Raw genomic sequence first — 18,318 nt, forward strand, 5'->3', positions numbered from 1 at the left:
CCCCCATCTCCCCCGAACCCCATCTCCTTTAATGTGGATGATGCTGTCCATAGGCTCCTGTTTCGGGTTGAAATGGTAAAACTTCTTCTGTTACTTGTAAACTAAGATTTTCTAACATTTGACGTAATACCTTGGAGGGAGATAAACGTAAATAATTTGGTGTAATTTCTAATTTTACGTGACGGTTTCCCAAATGATATGCAGCTTTAATTAAATTTAGCTGACTTTGGGCAGTTACGGTTAAAACTGGTTCTGGTTTGGCAATAATTTTAATCGAAATATTATTAGTTTCATCTTCTAAAATATCACCATCTTTTAATATAGTACCCCTTGGTAAACATAAACATACCATCTGTCCATCGTCAGCTGGAAAACGATACCTCGAACGAGTACGTTCTTCTGCTGTCAGTGAAAGTGTTAGATTAACCGCTAAATCGGATTTTGAAAGTTGAAATTGAGTGAAGGTTAACACAAGATAAAAGTGAATTTAAATTAATAACTCCGGTAGTCTTCTATTGCCTACTAACTGTTTTCCAATTTCCACCAATGAAAAACTGAGCTATCAAATAAACTAGTATTCCCGCAGCCATTCCAGGAAGTACTTCGTAAACAAGTCTTGATAATTCGGGGGTGGTTTTCCATATTAAAGCGGCGGATATTCCAGCTAACATCATTGCCACCGCAACGGTTTGGTTGATGGGTTTTTGCAGTACACGTACTATGAATAAAGGTCCTAATGCTGAAGCTAAAGCCGACCAAGAAAATGTAACTAAGAAAAACACGCTTTGGTCTCCAACTAAGGCGATTACAAAAACTGCTGCGGTAACTGTTAAGGTACCTAATTTAACAATTTTATAGGAATGGGCAAATTGAGGAAAGATATCTTGAGTAAGGGCTGCTGAACAAGAAACTATCTGTGAATCTGCTGTGGACATTGTTGCAGAAAATACCCCAGATAATATTAGTCCTACTAAAACCGCTGGCAATAAATCTAAGGATAACAAAGGTAAAGCTAATTCTGGGTCGCCGTTATTTAATAATTCTGGTAATATTACCCGTGCTGCTAAGCCGATACCAAGGGAAGCGAATGAAGTGGTTAAACCGGCGATGATTTTAATGTCGCGGGCTTTGGCAACGTTTCGGGCATTATCAATTGCCATTGCACGCACCATAATATGAGGTTGCCCGACTACACCAAATCCAGCTACTAACCAACCGATAAAGAAGGGTATAAAACCCAATGGTAAATTTGCTGGATTTAAGTTTACCAAGGCTGGGTCAATTTGAGCTAATTGTGTCCAAAGTCCATCGAATCCACCGCATTTTACAATGGAAACAGCTAATAACAGCAGTAAAGAACCAATCATAATTATTGCTTGTACGGCATCCGTCCAAATTGAAGCGCGGATTCCTCCAGAAAAACAGTAGATGACAACAATTATGGCTCCGATAATCGTACCGATACTATAATCCCAGTTAAAAACTGCGCTGAGTGCTTTGCTTCCTGCGACTAATTGGGCTGCTGCGTAGGAACCAAGAAAAGCTATGGTAATTACAGCTGAAATAACGGTAATGATGCGGACTCCGTTGGTATTTTGACCTAAGAAAGCAGAAACTGTCTCGGTTTTGGTTGCTTCAGAAATTTCTCTTAATCTTTTAAAAAATAGCCACCAAGCGATATAGTCTCCTATTGCCCAACCAATAATTAACCAAATAGAAGAGATTCCGGCTTTATAAGCAAAACCAACTTGACCAATAAATAGTAAACCACTTTGTCCTGTGGACATTGCTGAAAGTGCTGTCAACCAAGGATTTACATTTCTACCTGCTAACAAATAATCGGTAGTATTATTTTGCTTTTGAGTTGCCGAATATATTCCTACCACTGTAAACAAAAGCATAAAACCGATGAAAGTAATCGCAATCCAGATTTGATTTGCCATTATCATCTTGATATCTAGTTGAAATATTTATATTGATATATTGATTTTTTCACAATTCTGCTTCATCTCATCAACATTTCCCTGGTTCTTAATTTCCTGTATCTAGCTAGAACAGTTGCTCATCAGGAAACACCCTATATTCACAATCTTTTTTACATAATGGAGTAGGAACAATGATGAATCATAAAATGTCTTTTTTTTTGAAGACACACTTAAATGTTCTTGATTTTTTGTATTCATATCAATAAATTCTTCTCTATTGTAAAGTACAAATAATACCAAATTTATGTCTTTACAAAATGATTAAATGTCAAATTGTCAACTCCAAACAATTTAAATCATAGATAATGAATGATTAGTTAATAATTAGTTAATAAATTGAAAAACCAGATTTTTCATGTTACTTGTATCACCAAGTTAATTTTTTAAGGTTTGTAAACTTATAGTGACCGTCAGGACATAGCTCCCGGATTTATCCGTGGATTTATACTCTGTAGAAGCACCATTATTTATGGGGAATTAATTAAGAATTACGAATTACGAATTACGAATTATACTCACATCCCCTGAATAAAATTAGATATACTAATATAGTATTACGTCGAGGATTTATGAAATATTGACTGTTAACAGCTAGCAGTCAACTAGTAAAACCCATATCTTCACAACTCAAATAGGATTATTTTAAAACTGTCACATGGTGTTATACATAAAAATTTAAATCAAAGTAAATTTTCGATTAAGGTTAGAAAAAATACTATTACTTGAGATAATTCAGTGCTGAATATAAACAAATATATAATATAAAATACTTAAAAAGGTATGAAATATATGATGATTTCAGGTTTATTGAATGTGTTATACATTGCGGTATTACCAACCAAATAAATGTTAGATTGTAAATTCTAGTTTCAATTAGAGATTTTAGGAATTTTTGCTCATCGTCATTCGTTCCTCATGTTATAGAACTACTACATTTAGACTCGCGGATTAGTCCGTGGAGTTAATCCAAAATCAATTAATTTTATTTTCTAAAACTAATTTTCGGAGAAACATAAAAATGGGTTTGCAACCACCAATACCTCATAACGAACTAGCTAGATTAGCAGCACTTAGACAATATCAAATACTCGATACTCCCTCAGAAAAAGTATTTGATGATTTTACCTTTTTAGCTGCACAAATTTGTCGTACCCCCATTGCATTGATTAGTTTTGTCGATGGCGATCGCCAATGGTTCAAATCGAAGGTTGGTGTAGATGTAGATTGTACTCCCAGAGATGTAGCCTTCTGTGCTTATGCAATAATGCAGCAGCAACCGTTAGTTGTTGCCAATGCTTTGAAAGACTCTAGATTTGCAGATAACCCTTTGGTTGCTCAAGAACCGAAAATTCGGTTTTATGCTGGCGCACCTCTAATTACACCAGAAGGATTTGGTATCGGAACATTATGTGTAATTGATACAGTACCACGAGATTTAAGTTTAGAGCAACAAGAAGCATTAAGAGCATTAAGCAATCAAGTAATAGCACAGTTGGAAATGCGACGTAATGTGTTGACTGTATCGCGTAATATCATAAAACGACAGCAAAAAGATGCGGAAATTCGCCAAAAACAAGAGTTAATTGAAGTGATTTATCGAAGAGGTTTGGATAAAGCTCAAAAAGGAGATTATGAAGCAGCGATAATCGATTTTAGCCAGTATTTACAACTCAAACCCAATGGAATTAAAGCTTATCATCAACGAGGATTAGCTTTTCACAAGTTAGGAGACTATCAAAATGCAATTGCAGATTTAAATCAATATTTACGATTCAACCCGTCGGATGCGGAAGCTAGATATAGTCGAGGACTTATCCGTTCTCAACTTGGAGATTACAATGGAGCAACTGCCGATTATACACAAGGTTTAAGCATTAATCCTGAATATATAAATAATTATAGCCAGGTTAATAACCATAATTCGGAATTAATTCTTCCTCAAAGTGAAGATTATTATCAAAAAATAACTTTAGATTCTCTTGAAACTGCATCAATTCAATCTGACTATACAGTTACTGTTGATTCTAATATTATCAGTTCAGAACTCAACAATGAATATCATCGAGCAATTTCGGAATCGGCGGAAAATTTACCATCATTATCTGAAAATGTAGAAGTTTATATAAAACTAGCTAATGATTGTTATAAAAATCAAAATTACACTAAAGCATTAGAAAACTATAGTTTAGCTTTACAACTAAATTCTAATAATGCTTTGATTTATCTAAATCGGGGTCATGCTAATTATAAGTTGAAAAATTATGGTGATGCAATCGAAGATTATACCCAAACCTTGCGACTAAATCCTGATAATGATAAAGCTTATATTGGACTGGGTAATACTTGTTGCGAAATGAAAAACTATGATAAAGCAATTGAATATTATACCCAAGCTTTAAATTTAAATCCTGATAATGATAAAGCTTATATTAGTCGGGGTAATGCGCGTTCTAAACTTAAAGATTATACCGGCGCAATGGAAGATTATAAAATGGTATGGGCAAAAAGGTGATAGGAATGGGAATGGCTAATTGGTAATTGGTAATTGGGAATGGGTAATTGGTAATTGGTAATGGGTAATTGGGAATGGATAATGAGGAGAAATAAATAACAACTGTCAATTATCAACTAACCACTATCTCCTATCAACTATCAACTATCAACTATTAACTATCAACTATCAACTATCAACTATCAACTAGCTTGATTGAATTAGGCTTCATCCCTTCCATGAACTTCAGCAGGGGGACTTGTTGCTTCAACAGCGGTAAATGAGTCTAAAATATTGTAGGAATGAATAGCGCCTTTTGGTACTACCCAAGAATCTCCGGATTCAAGGATGATTTTTTGACCGGATAATATTAATTCGGCACGACCTTTAATTACATAACCAACAGTTTCGTATTCTCGTGCGCTTAATTCTTTCGATTCTCCGGGTTGTTCATCTTCCCATAAACGCATAGAAACAGTTTTACCGGAAGCTAAATATTTTTGTCCCATTTCCCCTGTTGGAGAATAATTAGAATCGATTTTTTTAACAGTTGTATCGCTCATATTTTTCCTCATTAATAATCAAAAAATAATTACGGTTTAAGCACAACTTTGATGCAATTATCTTGCTTATGCTTGAAAATTTCGTAACCTTGTGGTGCTTGTTCTAAAGGTAATTGATGAGTAATGACAAAAGATGGGTCGATATCACCCTTTTGAATGTGTTCGAGTAAAGGTTTTAAGTATTTATGAACGTGGGTTTGTCCGGTTTTCATGGTTAAGGCTTTGTTCATTGCTGCACCCATTGGTACTTTATCTATGAACCCACCATAAACACCGGGAATAGAAACATTACCACCTTTACGACAAGCGACAATTGCTTCCCGTAAAGCCGTTGGTCTGTCAGTTTCCAAACGCACCGTTTGTTTTACCTGGTCGAATAAACCCATAAAATCAGTACCATGGGCTTCCATTCCCACTGCATCAATACAAGCATCGGGACCTCGACCCCCAGTCATTTCCTTAAGTGCTTCCCCTACATCTACTTCTGTATAGTTGAGAACCTTTGCTTTACCGTATTCTTCTGCCATTTTCAAACGTTCGGGGATGCGGTCGATAGCAATAACTTGCTCTGCTCCTAATAAATAAGCGCTTCTAATCGCAAATTGACCAACTGGACCGCAACCCCAAACAGCAACAGTGTCACCTGGTTCGATGTCACAATTTTCCGCAGCCATATATCCGGTAGGGAAAATATCGGTTAAAAACAATACTTGGTCATCTTCTAAGCCATCAGGGACTTTAAATAAACCGACATCAGCAAAAGGTACTCTAGCATATTCCGCTTGACCACCAGCATATCCTCCCAACATATGAGAATAGCCAAATAAACCCGATGGTGAATGTCCCATTAGTTTTTCAGCTATCCAAGCATTAGGGTTGGAATTATCGCACAAAGACCATAAATCGCGATTGCAGAAAAAGCAGTTACCGCAAGAAATTGTGAAAGGAATTACAACGCGATCGCCAATTTTAATATTCTTAACTGCGCTACCGAGTTCAACTACTTCCCCCATGAATTCATGTCCGAGGATATCTCCCTTTTCCATCGTGGGGATATATCCATCGTAAAGATGTAAATCAGAACCACATATTGCCGTCGAAGTTATTTTGACAATAGCATCACGGGGATTGAGAATCTTAGGGTCGGGTACTGTTTCTACCCGTACATCATTAGCACCGTGCCAGCAAACAGCTTTCATATTAATTATTAGTTTAGTTGATAGTTGATAGTTGATAGTTGATAGTTTTTCACCTTTGACCTTTCACCTCTAACCTTTGACCTTTAATTATGGTCATAATATTTTTGTTTACCAGTTATTGGCTCCACTGTCTCGTCTATTTTCTGTTCGGTTGACTGTAGAAAATCCTTTGTACTTTCAGGTAATGGTTCGTCAAGGTTCAGTTTTTCTCTAACATTATCGGCAGCATATTTGAGATTTTGTTGAATATTTTCAATGGGATTATTGTTATCAAGATTAATCCGACTATCTGGATTTGGTACATTATATTCGGTTGCTTCTGGTGTCAGTGTTGCGGCTTGTACTGCGATATTTGGATAGCTAAAAACCGATATAAAAATCAGGATTAACCCAATCAATACTACTGCATCTGTTCTCTTAATTATAAAATTTTGCCACCAACACACTATTTTTTTGACTAATCTTTTCATTACACACCTGTATTTTGTTTCCTAAAAATATCCGAGAAATATTTATTCAAAAATAAATTGCTTTCTAACTAATTAAGAACTACCCTTTGGTTGTCCTTCTGTAGTTGCAATTTCCCCCGCTTCCATAAGCATTTTAAAACGGTTCAAATCATCACCAATTTGCTGTTTTGGTTCTTCTCCAAATAACTTGGCAATAACAGCGCCAATAGTACCACCGGGTGGTTGATAAACAATGACTACTTTTACCTCCGTACCCCGATTTCCAGGAGCTTTACTAAAACGAATAAAGCCAGAATTCTCAATATCAGCATCTTTTACCGAAGACCAAGAAATAAACTCATTTTCTTGCTCTTCAATAATATTTGCATCCCATTCAACACTAGTGCCTAAAGGAGCTTTAGCTACCCAATGCGAAGCTTTTTCATCATACACCTTGACTAACTTTAAATGATGCATGAACTGGGGTAAATTTTCAAAGTTATGCCAAAAATTATAAAGCTCATCCTGGGGTTTATTTATCGTTACTGTCTTTTCAACCTTTATAGTTTTGCTCATTAATTTATGCCTCTTTTAAACCAGTTATCAACTATTTATCTTTATTGACTAATAATTGATAACTGTTAACTGATTATATTGCAGTACCAGTTGTAGGTTTAGCTGGTTTAAGCTCGCTGCCCATTTTTGCTTTATAAAGTTCTCCTAACCGCTGTTCCTGACTCATCATATCTTTTTGAATTTGAGTAAAAATAGCAGTTGTTACCGGGTCAGTATATGCGACCATCATTGTACCAACATCATTTATTCCTGTCTGTAAATCACCCAAAGCACAGCGAATTTGATAGATATCATCACTACCTTTAATGGCATTCTTTACCTTAGCGTAACCTTCAGCCATCTTTGTAGTTAATGATGGTTTTTCACCTAATTGTTCAAGACGTGATTCTAATTTTTGGATGTGAACTTCCTTATTAGTAATCATCTCTTGAAATAGAGATTTTACAGATGCATCAGATTCTTTGTCAGCATAATTTCGTAAAGCTTCGTGAGAATAACGTTCCCCAGATAAAACGGTATTTAAACCACTAATAATATCTCCTTTATGAGAACCACCCCAAGCATCTGCAATTTTCCACCATTCAGCATTTTGGTCATTTTCGCTGGGTAAATCTGCCGCTTTTCCACCGTAACCCAAACGACTTAAAATTGCTGTAGCAAAAATAGGTAAATCACCAGGTTGACGAGAAGTAATTAAATTTCTATCTACTACTAAAGGTTCGTCTTTATAATTAGTGCCAGCGTTAATCATGTCCTTACGAATTGCGCTGAAACCAGTAGCAGTTTTACCTTTAAGTAAATCCCCTTCAATTAATAATTGAGGTCCGTGACATACCGCAGCAACTAGTTTACCTTGACTCATTGCTTCTTGAACAAACCGCACAGTATTAGGATTGCGACGCATTTTGTCGGGAGCCATTCCTCCAGGAATTATTACTGCATCGAAATCGGAAGCCATGGCTTCAGTAGTGGTTGCATCAGCTTTTTGAGAAACTTTTCCCTGCTTACCTTTATAAGCTTCATTCATCTGAGAACCTAAAACAGATACTTCCATTCCTGCTTGTTTTAACGCTTGATAAGGAACTTGAAATTCTGAATCTTCGACTCCATTTTCAATCAGAATTGCTACTTTCTTTTTCCCAGAATTATTTGTAGATACCATATTTTTCCTTTGTGATTGACTTGACGTTCTTTTACTTCAAAAATTAATTAAATTAATCTAATTTTCATTTTTTTTTTAATATTATTATGCAGACGCTTTATTTTCAGATATTGATTGTAGGAAAAAGTTCTGCATAATCATCAGAAAAATTATGCTTAAAATCGGCAAATTCACCGGGAGATACCGCATTTTGTAATACTGTAAAAACAGCCCGGACGTGCATGATTGCATCGGTGGATTCTACATCTGCTTTCTTACTTACACGTTCGATAAATTCTTGTAATTTAAAATGTTGACCATTTTCACTTTCACGTCCCCGCAAATATTGAGCGATTTCTTCTGGTAATTGTGCGGCTAAATCTTTGGCTTCGTCACCAACAATTCGCTCTTTAATAGTTTCTAATGTTGCGCGAGTTACTCTTTCAGTTTGTTCGCGAGAATCAACTTGAGCAACGCTTTGAACGTGTTTGATAAATTCGTCATACTTCATAAAAAAATCTCCGATTTATTCATTTTTTTTTCATACTCTTATATATAGGGGATTCTCATGAGTAACTTACTATTTACAAACAAAAAAAATCATTTTTATTAGACGAATTTTAGATAAATCAAGAAATATTCATAATCATAAAATCTTAAAATAATTCAATATTACACATTATTCATAAATATCGCCATGAATAAGAAAAAAGGTATGAATCAACAATATGAGTGTTTTCGGCAATAACGAGTGTTTGCTGATTCATAACTTCCGACAACTTTGTGAGGTTGCTTTTATGTGGATTGTTATTTACAACGATATGTATTTATCAACTATTTAACTTCGTTCCTAAGGGAGATATTCTTTTACTACTTTGGTTATACTTCTTTTGGAAGAGAGATATTTTAAAATAAAGAGCTATGGTGATAGTGCAAGATTATAAGTAATATTATGAGCCAAGAAAATATCAATAATCAAGCTGAAATTAGCGATTTACCTCAAGAAATAACTGAGTCCTACGGAACCGGAGTTAGCCAACAACCGGGAATGAATATTGGTGGAAGAGTCATAAAAGAACAAAAAAATCAGCACAATGCAACTAGTCCAGAATTAACCGGAGGTGATGTTGATGCTTATTGGGAAGATGCAAATTCTGTTGGTGATGAAGCTGTTGGTGGTACTGTTGCAACTCCAGATCAAAATGTGACAGAAGAATTAGGAAAAGCCGTCGGATTGGAAATGGATGATCGACAACCCCTGCAAACAAATGATATCTTAGATAGACGTGATGATAATCGTTGGGAATTAGACCCTAAATCATCGGAAGATTATCAGAATCATTCTAAATAAAGGGATTATAAAGCAGGGAATAGGGAATAAGGAGAAATGGAAAAAAGCATCTAAAGAATGACACAGATGCTCGAATTATGACTATCTAATCAGAGCAATTCGTCTCATAATTTCTAATACTTAAGGAACCTGGTTTTTAAAAACCGGGTTTTTTAATTGGGTATCTGTAAATATAAAAATATTTTAATTCTGCTTATCAATAAAATTAAAGAGATTTATATATGAATTTTATTACTTGAGACGATTGACTTTTTGCATGGCAATATTATATGACAAAAATTTGATTAGAAATTTCAAATAATGGTATTTTTAAAAATACTCTCTGGGTTGAAATTATCTGTTTAATTTTTATTCTTTACGACATCAATACATCTGTCTTGAGTAGGGTTAAATACTTAATAGTAATTTGATAGGGTTGAAACTAAGAGAAATTTGTTGCAATCGGATTTAAATATGGAAGCTACACAAACTAACGACCCTCAAATTCGCGAATTAGTTGGAGCATTTAATAAACTAGATGTAGATGAACAGTTAGCTTTGTTCTATTTCATCTATAAAGAAATGGGTGATTCAATTACACCTGCTGCACCAGGAGCAAGTACTGTTTCACCAGCAATTGCTGATGGTTTATTCAATCAAGTTAAAGAATTATCTCACGAAGAACAATTACAACTGCAACGTGATTTAATCAACAAGGCTGATACTTTACATACTCGCGAATATGGTTCAATGAGCGATACCACCAAGTTACTATTTTGGTATCGTTTAGCTCAAGGCATGGATGCTAACACTATTATACCTATGCCCAGTAACTATGAACTTTCTTCTCAATCTAAGGAATTGATGGATAAAATTAAAGAATTAGATTTTGGTGTACAAATGAGTCTTTTCCGCGATTATGTAGCACCAATGGGTGCTGAGCCTAAATCTGGTGCTTCCGTTTAATAATTTTCTTTGTGAAGAATTTTTTGTTCAAAGTAACGGCAGAGTGTCAAAGCTTAATCACCATCTATATTAATTATGTAGAGACGTTGCATTGCAACGTCTTTATTGGTATTAAAATAGCGTTACTTCGAGCCAACAAAAAAATTTAAATTTATGAGTTTGATTTTAACTAACGATGACGGGATTGATGCTCCGGGTATTCAAGCACTGCTCAAAGCTGTAGAAAAATCTGCTATTTCATCTCAAATTATTATCGCTGCTCCTCAAGAACATTTATCCGGTTGCGGACATCAAGTTACTACGGTTCGTCCTTTAACTCTACAACGTCGCGACCATAATGTATATGCTATCGCAGGTACTCCCGCTGATTGCGTTCGTTTATCAATTTCTCATATTTGTTCCGATGTCAAATGGGTACTCTCAGGAATTAACGCCGGAGGTAATATGGGAGTTGATTCTTATATTTCCGGTACTGTCGCTGCGGTTAGAGAAGCCGCAATGCATGGTATTAAAGGAATCGCGATTTCTCAATATAAGAAAAAAGGCTGGGAATTCAACTGGGATAATTCAGTTAAATGGACAACTCAAATTCTCACTGATTTATTAAATCGTCCATTACCATTAGGAAGTTTTTGGAATGTCAATTTACCACATCTATCACCAGAAGAAGCGCAACCAGAAGTAGTGTTTTGCCGTGCTTGTACTAAACCTCTACCAGTTAATTATCGCACTGAAGACGATGATAAATTTTATTATACAGGGGAATATGCTCAACGAGAGAAAACCCCCGGTAGCGATGTAGAAGCTTGTTTTTCAGGAAAAATCGCAGTTACACAATTATCAATTAACAATTAATTGATAATTGTTAATTGATATGATAATTAATTAAAATTAATTTCCTTTCCCTACTCCTCATCTTCTGTTTCCAAAATCGTCATCAAACGATTTAGTGTCTGTGTGAGTTGAGTAAGTCTTTGCAAAGAACTATCTTGGCTTTCTGCAAGAGTTTGTACTGCATCGCATAATGCCAATATCTGATATCCTTGCTGCTGTACCTGCTTTCCCTGTTGTTCTACTTGTATACTGATACTGTCTACCCGATCGGAAAGACGTTCTATTGTCTCAGTGGTAGCCAATACAGCTTCTCCTATTTGCTCTACTATCGACTCTAACCGACTTACCTTTACTTTATCTACTCCGCTTGCAATCATTTGTTATTACCTTAATCTTGAGATCGCACCACCATGGAACTGCTGCTCATCCCCTACCGCAATTAATACAGAATGTAGTACTATGCAGCACTACTTTAAAAGGGATGCTATTTATCATCTTTCCCAAAAACCGGATGAAATGCACATCAAGCAAGTTGACAACGGATTATTAACTCCGATTGATTTATTCCCAATGTATTAAAACATTCATCCAAATTACTTCTCCTTTTTGCAGCAGGTATTGTATCACCTCCTACTTACAGACTCATTTTCTAACTCATCGATATTCTTTTTCTATAGTTTATAAGCCTTACCATACAACCAAATATTAATCAAATCAATGATAAAAATTACAAAATAAATAAGTTTGATTTTTTACACAGTAAATTTTTCCCATCTCAAACTAATATTCAGGCTTACGCATTCAGTTAGTAGCAAATTTGAATATCTTCGCGCTATTTGTGCATAATTTATTTTTTATCTAATCTATCATTAGATATATTTATTATTCTTTACATAAAGTTTATAAATCATTGCGATCCCCGCAAAATGAATGAAGATTCAGTAAATATACTGGTAGAAATGAATTAGATAGATAAAGCAAAGTCTATATTCAAAATACTGTTACGTAGGAATACGTTTCTCGCTCACAACACCTGCTTGACGATGTTCCAATTACAAATGACAAGTTTAATCAAAGGTGCAAATTCTAATACTTGGGTTGGGCAAATTGCCCCACATCCCTCAGTAGTTTCTAGATTCAAGCGCTTTCTCGATATTTTGGGAAGTATGGTGGGTTTGACAATTTTAGCCATTGTATTTTTGCCAATCGCGATCGCAATCAAAATAGATAGTCCCGGGCCAATTTTATTTACCCAAGAAAGATACGGACTTTACGGACGCACTTTCCGAATTCGCAAATTTCGTTCAATGGTGCCGGATGCGGAACAGTTAAAATCCCAGGTAAAAAATGAAGCTAGCGGACATTTCTTTAAAAGTAAAAATGATTTTCGAGTCACAAAAGTAGGACGTTTTTTAAGAAGCACGAGCTTAGACGAACTACCTCAGTTTTGGAACGTTTTTGTTGGTGAAATGAGTTTGGTGGGAACTCGTCCCCCTACTAATGACGAAGTAATGCACTATTGTGAACATCACTGGCAACGTTTGCACGTCAAACCCGGTTTAACAGGTGAATGGCAAGTAAATGGACGTTCTCAAATTAAGGAGTTCGAGCAAGTGTTTGAGCTAGACCTACAATATCAAACAAAATGGCATCCTTTATACGACCTATCGTTAATTTTAAAAACAATTTACGTAATTATTGCTCGTGTAGGAGCGTTTTAATAATCAGTTATCAGTTAACAGTTAACAGTTAACAGTTGATATGAGAGATCAAGCAGCTACCCTGCTATTCGTAATTAATACCCCCTATCAGTTATCAGTTAACAATCGACTTGCCCGGTGATAAGTGATAGAGTACTTGGTTAGGTTCTTTGAACTGTATGATTAAATCAGTGAACAGTAAACACGGGCGTATGGTGTTCTATTTAAACTTTCCCAAATATAAACGTGACTGATAACTGATAACTGATAAGATATGACCAATTCAATTATTCGTTAATGGTAGAAGCTCCCAGATTTATCTGTGGAATCAATCCATTAACGCAGTGTGTTCATAGGACATAATCTAAAATCTAAAATCGGTTGACTAAACCTACTGGCAAAGTCTATCTTGTGGGTGCTGGACCCGGAGATGTAGAATATTTAACGGTAAAAGCTTATCGGCTGCTGGCTCAAGCTGGGGTGTTAGTTTATGATGCTCTGGTAGACCAGCAGTTATTGAAGTTAGTACCGAATGATTGTTTAAAAGTTTATGTTGGTAAAAGGGGGGGTTTACCGAGTACTCCGCAAACAGAAATTAATCAATTGTTGGTAAAATACTGCCAACAAGGTAAAATTGTAATTCGGCTAAAATCTGGAGACCCGTTCATTTTTGGTCGTTGTACTTCGGAAATTCAAGCCTTATACGCTGCTGGTTGTAATTTTGAAGCTGTTCCGGGGATTTCTTCGGCTATAGCTGCACCAATGCTTGCAGGAATTCCCCTGACGGATGCAGTGGTGAGTAGATGCTTCGCTGTATTTAGCGCTCATCAACCAGATAATCTCGATTGGGAGGCGCTTTCAAGGTTAGATACCCTGGTAATTTTAATGGGTGGACAACATCTCTCAGAAATTATACACCAATTAATCAAAAATGGAAAAAATAAATTTACAAGCATTACTCCCATTGCGATTATTCGTAAAGCTGGTACAGCCGAGCAACAAGTATGGATTGGTAAGCTTTCCACAATTGTAGAACAAGTGCATTCGGTGCATTTATCACCCAGTGTAATTGTAATTGGCTCAGTGGTAGAGTATGCCAGGTTTTTTGAGAATATGTAATTAGAGGCTTTCCCATCTTAGAGACGCTTTGCACTCCAAATTCATGTCACTAACTCCATCTCCCCAACTTTCTGCAACAGTATCTTCTACTCTGCCTTTGAGTGGAAAAACTGTTCTAATTACTCGTTCAGTAGGACAGTCAAGTCAATTTGCTCGGTTGATTACAGATACAGGTGCTAATGTCATTGAAATGCCTGCATTAGAAATTTGTCCCCCTTCAAGTTGGGACGCTTTAGATAACGCGATCGCAAATTTATCAGAATTTGACTGGTTAATTCTAACTTCTGGCAACGGTATCAGTTATTTTTGTGAAAGATTAATGGTATTGGGTAAAGATGCGCGTACCTTAGCTAATCTAAAAATTGCTGTTGTTGGCGAAAAAACGGCGAAAATCCTGAAAAATCATCATTTACAACCTGACTTTATTCCACCCAATTTTATTGCTGATTCTTTAATAGAACATTTTCCCGAACAACTTGCGGGTAAAAAGATTTTATTTCCCAGGGTTGAAAGTGGTGGAAGGGAAGATTTGGTTAGGGAATTTCAAAATCAAGGAGCATCCGTTATGGAAGTACCAGCTTATCAATCTTGCTGTCCCGATGAAGTTTTACCTTCTGCGGAATTAGCATTACAAAGTGGAACTGTTGATATAATTACTTTTGCTAGTTCTAAAACTGTGAAATTTTTTAGTCAATTAGCACAAAAAATTTTTTCCGATGATTCTCAAGACAATCAATCATCTGTAGTATCCAATTATCTCGAAGATGTTTGTATTGCTTCCATTGGTCCCCAGACTTCTATTGCTTGTCAAACTTATTTCGGAAGGGTTGATATTGAGGCTTCAGATTATACTTTGGAAGGGTTAACCCAAGCAATTATTGACTGGACAACGAATAATAGGGAATAGGTAATAGAAAATGGGTAATTGAGAATTGTTGATACATAATGGATAATTACTAATCAACTCCTATTCCTGATTGTCAATAATTCATGAAACGTATAATCGGATTAACTGGTGGTATAGCGACAGGTAAAACAACTGTCGCTAATTATTTAGCTGATGCTTATAATTTACCGATATTAGATGCAGACATTTATGCTAGAGAAGCTGTTGCTGTTAATTCACTGCTTTTACAGCAAATAGTCAAACGTTACGGAGAAAAAATTTTACTCGCTGACGGCAGCCTCAACCGACAAAAATTAGCTGAAATAATCTTTAATAATCAACAAGAACGCTTGTGGATAGATAACTTGATTCATCCTTACGTTGGCGATCGCCTTTCTGTTGCAATCAAAGAAACAGCAGTAGAAACCCTAATTTTAGTTGTGCCTTTATTATTTGAAGCGGGTATGACAGACTTAGTAACGGAAATTTGGGTGGTAAGCTGTTCGGAACAACAGCAATTAGAAAGATTGCTCGAGCGAAATCAATTAACCCTCGAACAAGCACAAGCCAGAATCAGTAGTCAAATGTCTTTAAAGCAAAAAATCCAAAAAGCTGATATTGTTTTAGATAATAGTTCAAATGTAGAAAAATTATTACAACAAGTTGATATTGCGATATTTCGTTAGTGGTTAGTGGTTAGTAGTTAGTGGTTAGTAGTTAGTAATTAGTGGTTAATAAAATAACTGTCAACTGTCAACTGTCAACTGTCAACTGTCAACTTCTTAACAAAATCAGCGTATTCTGATGAATTTAAACCTTGTTGTAAAACATAGAGAACCTGTTTCATATCACCTGTAAGTAATGCCGAAGTAGCCAACCATAAACCAGGAAAAACCCTACTTTTAATTATTCCTTCCTCATCAGCTTCTAAAGATATGTATTCACCATCTTGTAGAGAAAACCAATCAAGTTTGTTTTCAAAAATCTGCCAAACAATATATTCTAAAACACCATTGCGACGGTAAGCATTTTTCTTATCATGTAAATCATTGGATGCACTACTAGCAGCAACTTCCGCAACTAATTCAGGAGAACCTTCAATATAATCATCTTCGCTAATTCCTGCTTGTCCACCCAAATTTTCATCTATTAGTAATACAACATCGGGTTGAGGTTCGTTATCTAAATCTAAACGTACTGTAGAATTGTCGCCCAAAATCAAGCCTTGAGTTGCAATTTTATAACTCCATAACCAGCCAATTAAATTAGCATGAGGTTCCCCATGACTTCTGATGCGTAAGGGTGATGCCATATAAACAATTCCTTCAATTAATTCCGCTTTCATATTATCAGGCATTGCGGTATAACGTCGTTCAAATTCATTTCGTGTAAGTCTATCTCCACTTTCTAAAAGTGGAATTGCATTTACATTCTTTTTTACAGAAATAGTCATTTTCAATCACCAATCAACAAATAAAGGTTATAGGTCAAAGGTTGTTAATAAAAAACCATCAACCATCAACTATCAACCATCAACTATCAACCATCAACTATCAACCATCAACCATCAACTATCAACCATCAACTATCAACTATCAACCATCAACTATCAACTATTTAGCTTCTCCACCAACTACTACATTATTTATCCTTAAACTGGGACCACCGCAACCTACAGGTAAACCATTTTGTCCACCTTTACCGCAACCTCCAGATTCATCCCAATAAAAATCATCACCGATGGCTTCAATATCTTTTAAAGTTTGAAAAACATTGCCAGAAAGAGTAACATCTTTAACAGGTTCGGCTATTTGACCATTTTTAATCATCCATGCTTCACCAGCGCTAAAAGTAAACATTTCCCCATTGGTCATACCTCCTAACCAATTTTTAGCGTAAACTCCTTCTTTGATTCCAGAAAACAAGTCATTTACGGGAGTTTTTCCTCTTTCTATCCAGGTGTTGGTCATCCGTACAATGGGAGAATAGTGATAATTAAGACATCGGGAATTACCTGTGGGAGTTTCGTCTAATTTGCCAGCGGTTTCGCGAGAATGCAAGCGTCCAACTAAAACTCCATCTTTAATTAATTGAGTAGTACTAGCGGGGGTACCTTCATCATCGTAATAATAGCTACCGCGATGTCCCTCCGGTGCAGCACCATCAAAAATCTGCAAATCTTCGGGGCCAAATTGTCTTCCTAGGGTCATAACTTCTAATAAATCCGGGTTTTCGTAAGCCATATCCGCTTCAGAAAGATGTCCGAAAGCTTCGTGGACAAACAAGCCGGTAAGAATTGGATCGATGACTACGGTATAAGTATTACCTTTGACTGGAGGTAAAGATAAAGCGGCGATCGCTCTGTTTGCAGCGCTGGTAATTTGTTCGTCTAAACTGATTAAATCCTCAAAAGCTTTGCGGGAACCCGTGGTTTCTCTACCTGTTTGTACGGTATCACCATTTCTAGCGGTTGCAGCGAAACGCATTTCCATATCAACCCATGACTGTTCGATCAGGGTACCTTCGGAAGTTGCAATAATTACTTTTTGAGCGCTATCACCATAACGCACGGAGGTAGTAGTAATGCGATGGTCTATACTTTTGAGTAAGTCGGCGTAATTGTCACACAACTGTTTTTTTTGACTCAAGGGGATATTTCTAGGATCAGTACCTGTCAGCGGTAATTTACATACTGCTTGCACCGGAATAATCGGAGCTAATATAGTTTCCTCATCACCGACAATTCTTGCGGCTGCAATTGCTTCTTGAATACGCTCTTCAATGGTGGCAAGATGATTAAAGCTGCTTAAACCCCATCCACCTTTATAACAAGCTCTAACTTGTCCCCCAACTGAAATACATTCGCTCAGAGTCTCCACCTTATCACCCCGTAACAAGATATCAGTTCCCTCAGCTTCCTCAAGCCGAATCATCAAATAATCAACCTTTTGGGAGTAACGAGCAATTAAGTCAGCAAGTAAATTTTGAGCGTCAGCAGTTAAAGTAGCCATTTTCTAGGAATTGTAAGTCACTTATATCTTCTAGCACGTTCCGGGGTTCGTGGGGACAAGGAGATGGG

At 36.2% G+C, this 18,318-nt stretch carries 19 protein-coding genes; 8 read left to right on the top strand and 11 right to left on the bottom strand.

Annotated elements, in window-relative coordinates; all coding sequences use genetic code 11:
- Positions 1 to 28 precede the first annotated feature (28 nt).
- A complete protein-coding gene (ureE, locus tag IQ247_RS25305; RefSeq protein ID WP_193924198.1) occupies positions 29 to 472 on the bottom strand; it encodes an urease accessory protein UreE in 444 nt (147 codons plus the stop codon).
- A gap of 40 nt (positions 473 to 512) precedes the next feature.
- Positions 513 to 1,943: a sodium/proline symporter gene (locus IQ247_RS25310; RefSeq protein ID WP_193924199.1), complete on the bottom strand. Its 1,431-nt coding sequence runs from the start codon at positions 1,941 to 1,943 to the stop codon at positions 513 to 515.
- A gap of 1,060 nt (positions 1,944 to 3,003) precedes the next feature.
- Between IQ247_RS25310 and IQ247_RS25315 the strand changes: the two genes are divergently transcribed.
- Positions 3,004 to 4,497, top strand: coding sequence for a tetratricopeptide repeat protein (locus IQ247_RS25315; protein ID WP_193924200.1), 1,494 nt, complete (start codon positions 3,004 to 3,006; stop codon positions 4,495 to 4,497).
- A gap of 200 nt (positions 4,498 to 4,697) precedes the next feature.
- On the opposite strand, the gene IQ247_RS25320 is transcribed toward IQ247_RS25315, so the two are convergent.
- The 6 genes from IQ247_RS25320 to IQ247_RS25345 form a co-directional block, all read right to left on the bottom strand.
- Complete coding sequence (locus IQ247_RS25320) at positions 4,698 to 5,039, bottom strand: cupin domain-containing protein (RefSeq protein ID WP_193924202.1); 342 nt, start codon at positions 5,037 to 5,039, stop codon at positions 4,698 to 4,700.
- A gap of 29 nt (positions 5,040 to 5,068) precedes the next feature.
- Complete coding sequence (locus IQ247_RS25325) at positions 5,069 to 6,238, bottom strand: zinc-dependent alcohol dehydrogenase (protein ID WP_193924204.1); 1,170 nt, start codon at positions 6,236 to 6,238, stop codon at positions 5,069 to 5,071.
- An 83-nt stretch (positions 6,239 to 6,321) separates the two neighbouring features.
- Positions 6,322 to 6,708 (bottom strand): hypothetical protein, encoded by a 387-nt coding sequence (locus tag IQ247_RS25330; RefSeq protein ID WP_193924205.1) that lies wholly within the window; start codon positions 6,706 to 6,708, stop codon positions 6,322 to 6,324.
- 72 nt (positions 6,709 to 6,780) lie between these two features.
- Complete coding sequence (locus tag IQ247_RS25335) at positions 6,781 to 7,263, bottom strand: SRPBCC family protein (protein WP_193924206.1); 483 nt, start codon at positions 7,261 to 7,263, stop codon at positions 6,781 to 6,783.
- Positions 7,264 to 7,336: 73 nt separating this feature from the next.
- Positions 7,337 to 8,425, bottom strand: coding sequence for a DJ-1/PfpI/YhbO family deglycase/protease (locus IQ247_RS25340; RefSeq protein ID WP_193924208.1), 1,089 nt, complete (start codon positions 8,423 to 8,425; stop codon positions 7,337 to 7,339).
- A gap of 103 nt (positions 8,426 to 8,528) precedes the next feature.
- Positions 8,529 to 8,915 (bottom strand): DUF2267 domain-containing protein, encoded by a 387-nt coding sequence (locus IQ247_RS25345; RefSeq protein WP_193924209.1) that lies wholly within the window; start codon positions 8,913 to 8,915, stop codon positions 8,529 to 8,531.
- A 441-nt stretch (positions 8,916 to 9,356) separates the two neighbouring features.
- Here IQ247_RS25345 and IQ247_RS25350 point away from each other — a divergent pair, with 441 nt between their 5' ends.
- The 3 genes from IQ247_RS25350 (at position 9,357) to surE (ending at position 11,555) form a co-directional block, all read left to right on the top strand.
- Complete coding sequence (locus IQ247_RS25350) at positions 9,357 to 9,755, top strand: DUF6335 family protein (protein WP_193924210.1); 399 nt, start codon at positions 9,357 to 9,359, stop codon at positions 9,753 to 9,755.
- 453 nt (positions 9,756 to 10,208) lie between these two features.
- Entirely contained in the window at positions 10,209 to 10,700 is a 492-nt protein-coding gene (locus tag IQ247_RS25355; protein ID WP_193924211.1) for an orange carotenoid protein N-terminal domain-containing protein, read from the top strand.
- A gap of 153 nt (positions 10,701 to 10,853) precedes the next feature.
- Positions 10,854 to 11,555, top strand: coding sequence for a 5'/3'-nucleotidase SurE (gene surE / locus IQ247_RS25360; protein ID WP_193924213.1), 702 nt, complete (start codon positions 10,854 to 10,856; stop codon positions 11,553 to 11,555).
- Positions 11,556 to 11,605: 50 nt separating this feature from the next.
- Here surE and IQ247_RS25365 read toward each other — a convergent pair whose 3' ends face one another.
- Positions 11,606 to 11,911: a hypothetical protein gene (locus IQ247_RS25365; protein WP_193924215.1), complete on the bottom strand. Its 306-nt coding sequence runs from the start codon at positions 11,909 to 11,911 to the stop codon at positions 11,606 to 11,608.
- Positions 11,912 to 12,592: 681 nt separating this feature from the next.
- Between IQ247_RS25365 and IQ247_RS25370 the strand changes: the two genes are divergently transcribed.
- The 4 genes from IQ247_RS25370 to coaE all read left to right on the top strand — a co-directional run bounded on the left by IQ247_RS25370 (position 12,593) and on the right by coaE (position 15,925).
- A complete protein-coding gene (locus IQ247_RS25370) occupies positions 12,593 to 13,255 on the top strand; it encodes a sugar transferase (protein ID WP_228060022.1) in 663 nt (220 codons plus the stop codon).
- A gap of 390 nt (positions 13,256 to 13,645) precedes the next feature.
- Positions 13,646 to 14,353 (top strand): uroporphyrinogen-III C-methyltransferase, encoded by a 708-nt coding sequence (gene cobA, locus IQ247_RS33680; protein ID WP_375341250.1) that lies wholly within the window; start codon positions 13,646 to 13,648, stop codon positions 14,351 to 14,353.
- A gap of 43 nt (positions 14,354 to 14,396) precedes the next feature.
- Complete coding sequence (locus IQ247_RS33685) at positions 14,397 to 15,260, top strand: uroporphyrinogen-III synthase (RefSeq protein WP_193924221.1); 864 nt, start codon at positions 14,397 to 14,399, stop codon at positions 15,258 to 15,260.
- A gap of 83 nt (positions 15,261 to 15,343) precedes the next feature.
- Positions 15,344 to 15,925: a dephospho-CoA kinase gene (gene coaE / locus IQ247_RS25385; RefSeq protein WP_193924223.1), complete on the top strand. Its 582-nt coding sequence runs from the start codon at positions 15,344 to 15,346 to the stop codon at positions 15,923 to 15,925.
- 74 nt (positions 15,926 to 15,999) lie between these two features.
- Here coaE and IQ247_RS25390 read toward each other — a convergent pair whose 3' ends face one another.
- Together IQ247_RS25390 and IQ247_RS25395 are read right to left on the bottom strand one after the other, a co-directional pair.
- Complete coding sequence (locus tag IQ247_RS25390) at positions 16,000 to 16,692, bottom strand: Uma2 family endonuclease (RefSeq protein WP_193924224.1); 693 nt, start codon at positions 16,690 to 16,692, stop codon at positions 16,000 to 16,002.
- 160 nt (positions 16,693 to 16,852) lie between these two features.
- Positions 16,853 to 18,250 carry a TldD/PmbA family protein gene (locus tag IQ247_RS25395; protein ID WP_193924226.1) on the bottom strand — a complete coding sequence of 466 codons (1,398 nt, stop codon included), beginning with the start codon at positions 18,248 to 18,250 and terminating at the stop codon, positions 16,853 to 16,855.
- Between the last annotated feature and the right edge of the window lie 68 nt (positions 18,251 to 18,318).

Origin of the sequence: Plectonema cf. radiosum LEGE 06105, from assembly GCF_015207665.1 — a bacterium.
GTDB classification, from domain to species: Bacteria; Cyanobacteriota; Cyanobacteriia; order Cyanobacteriales; family Nostocaceae; genus Rivularia; species Rivularia radiosa_A.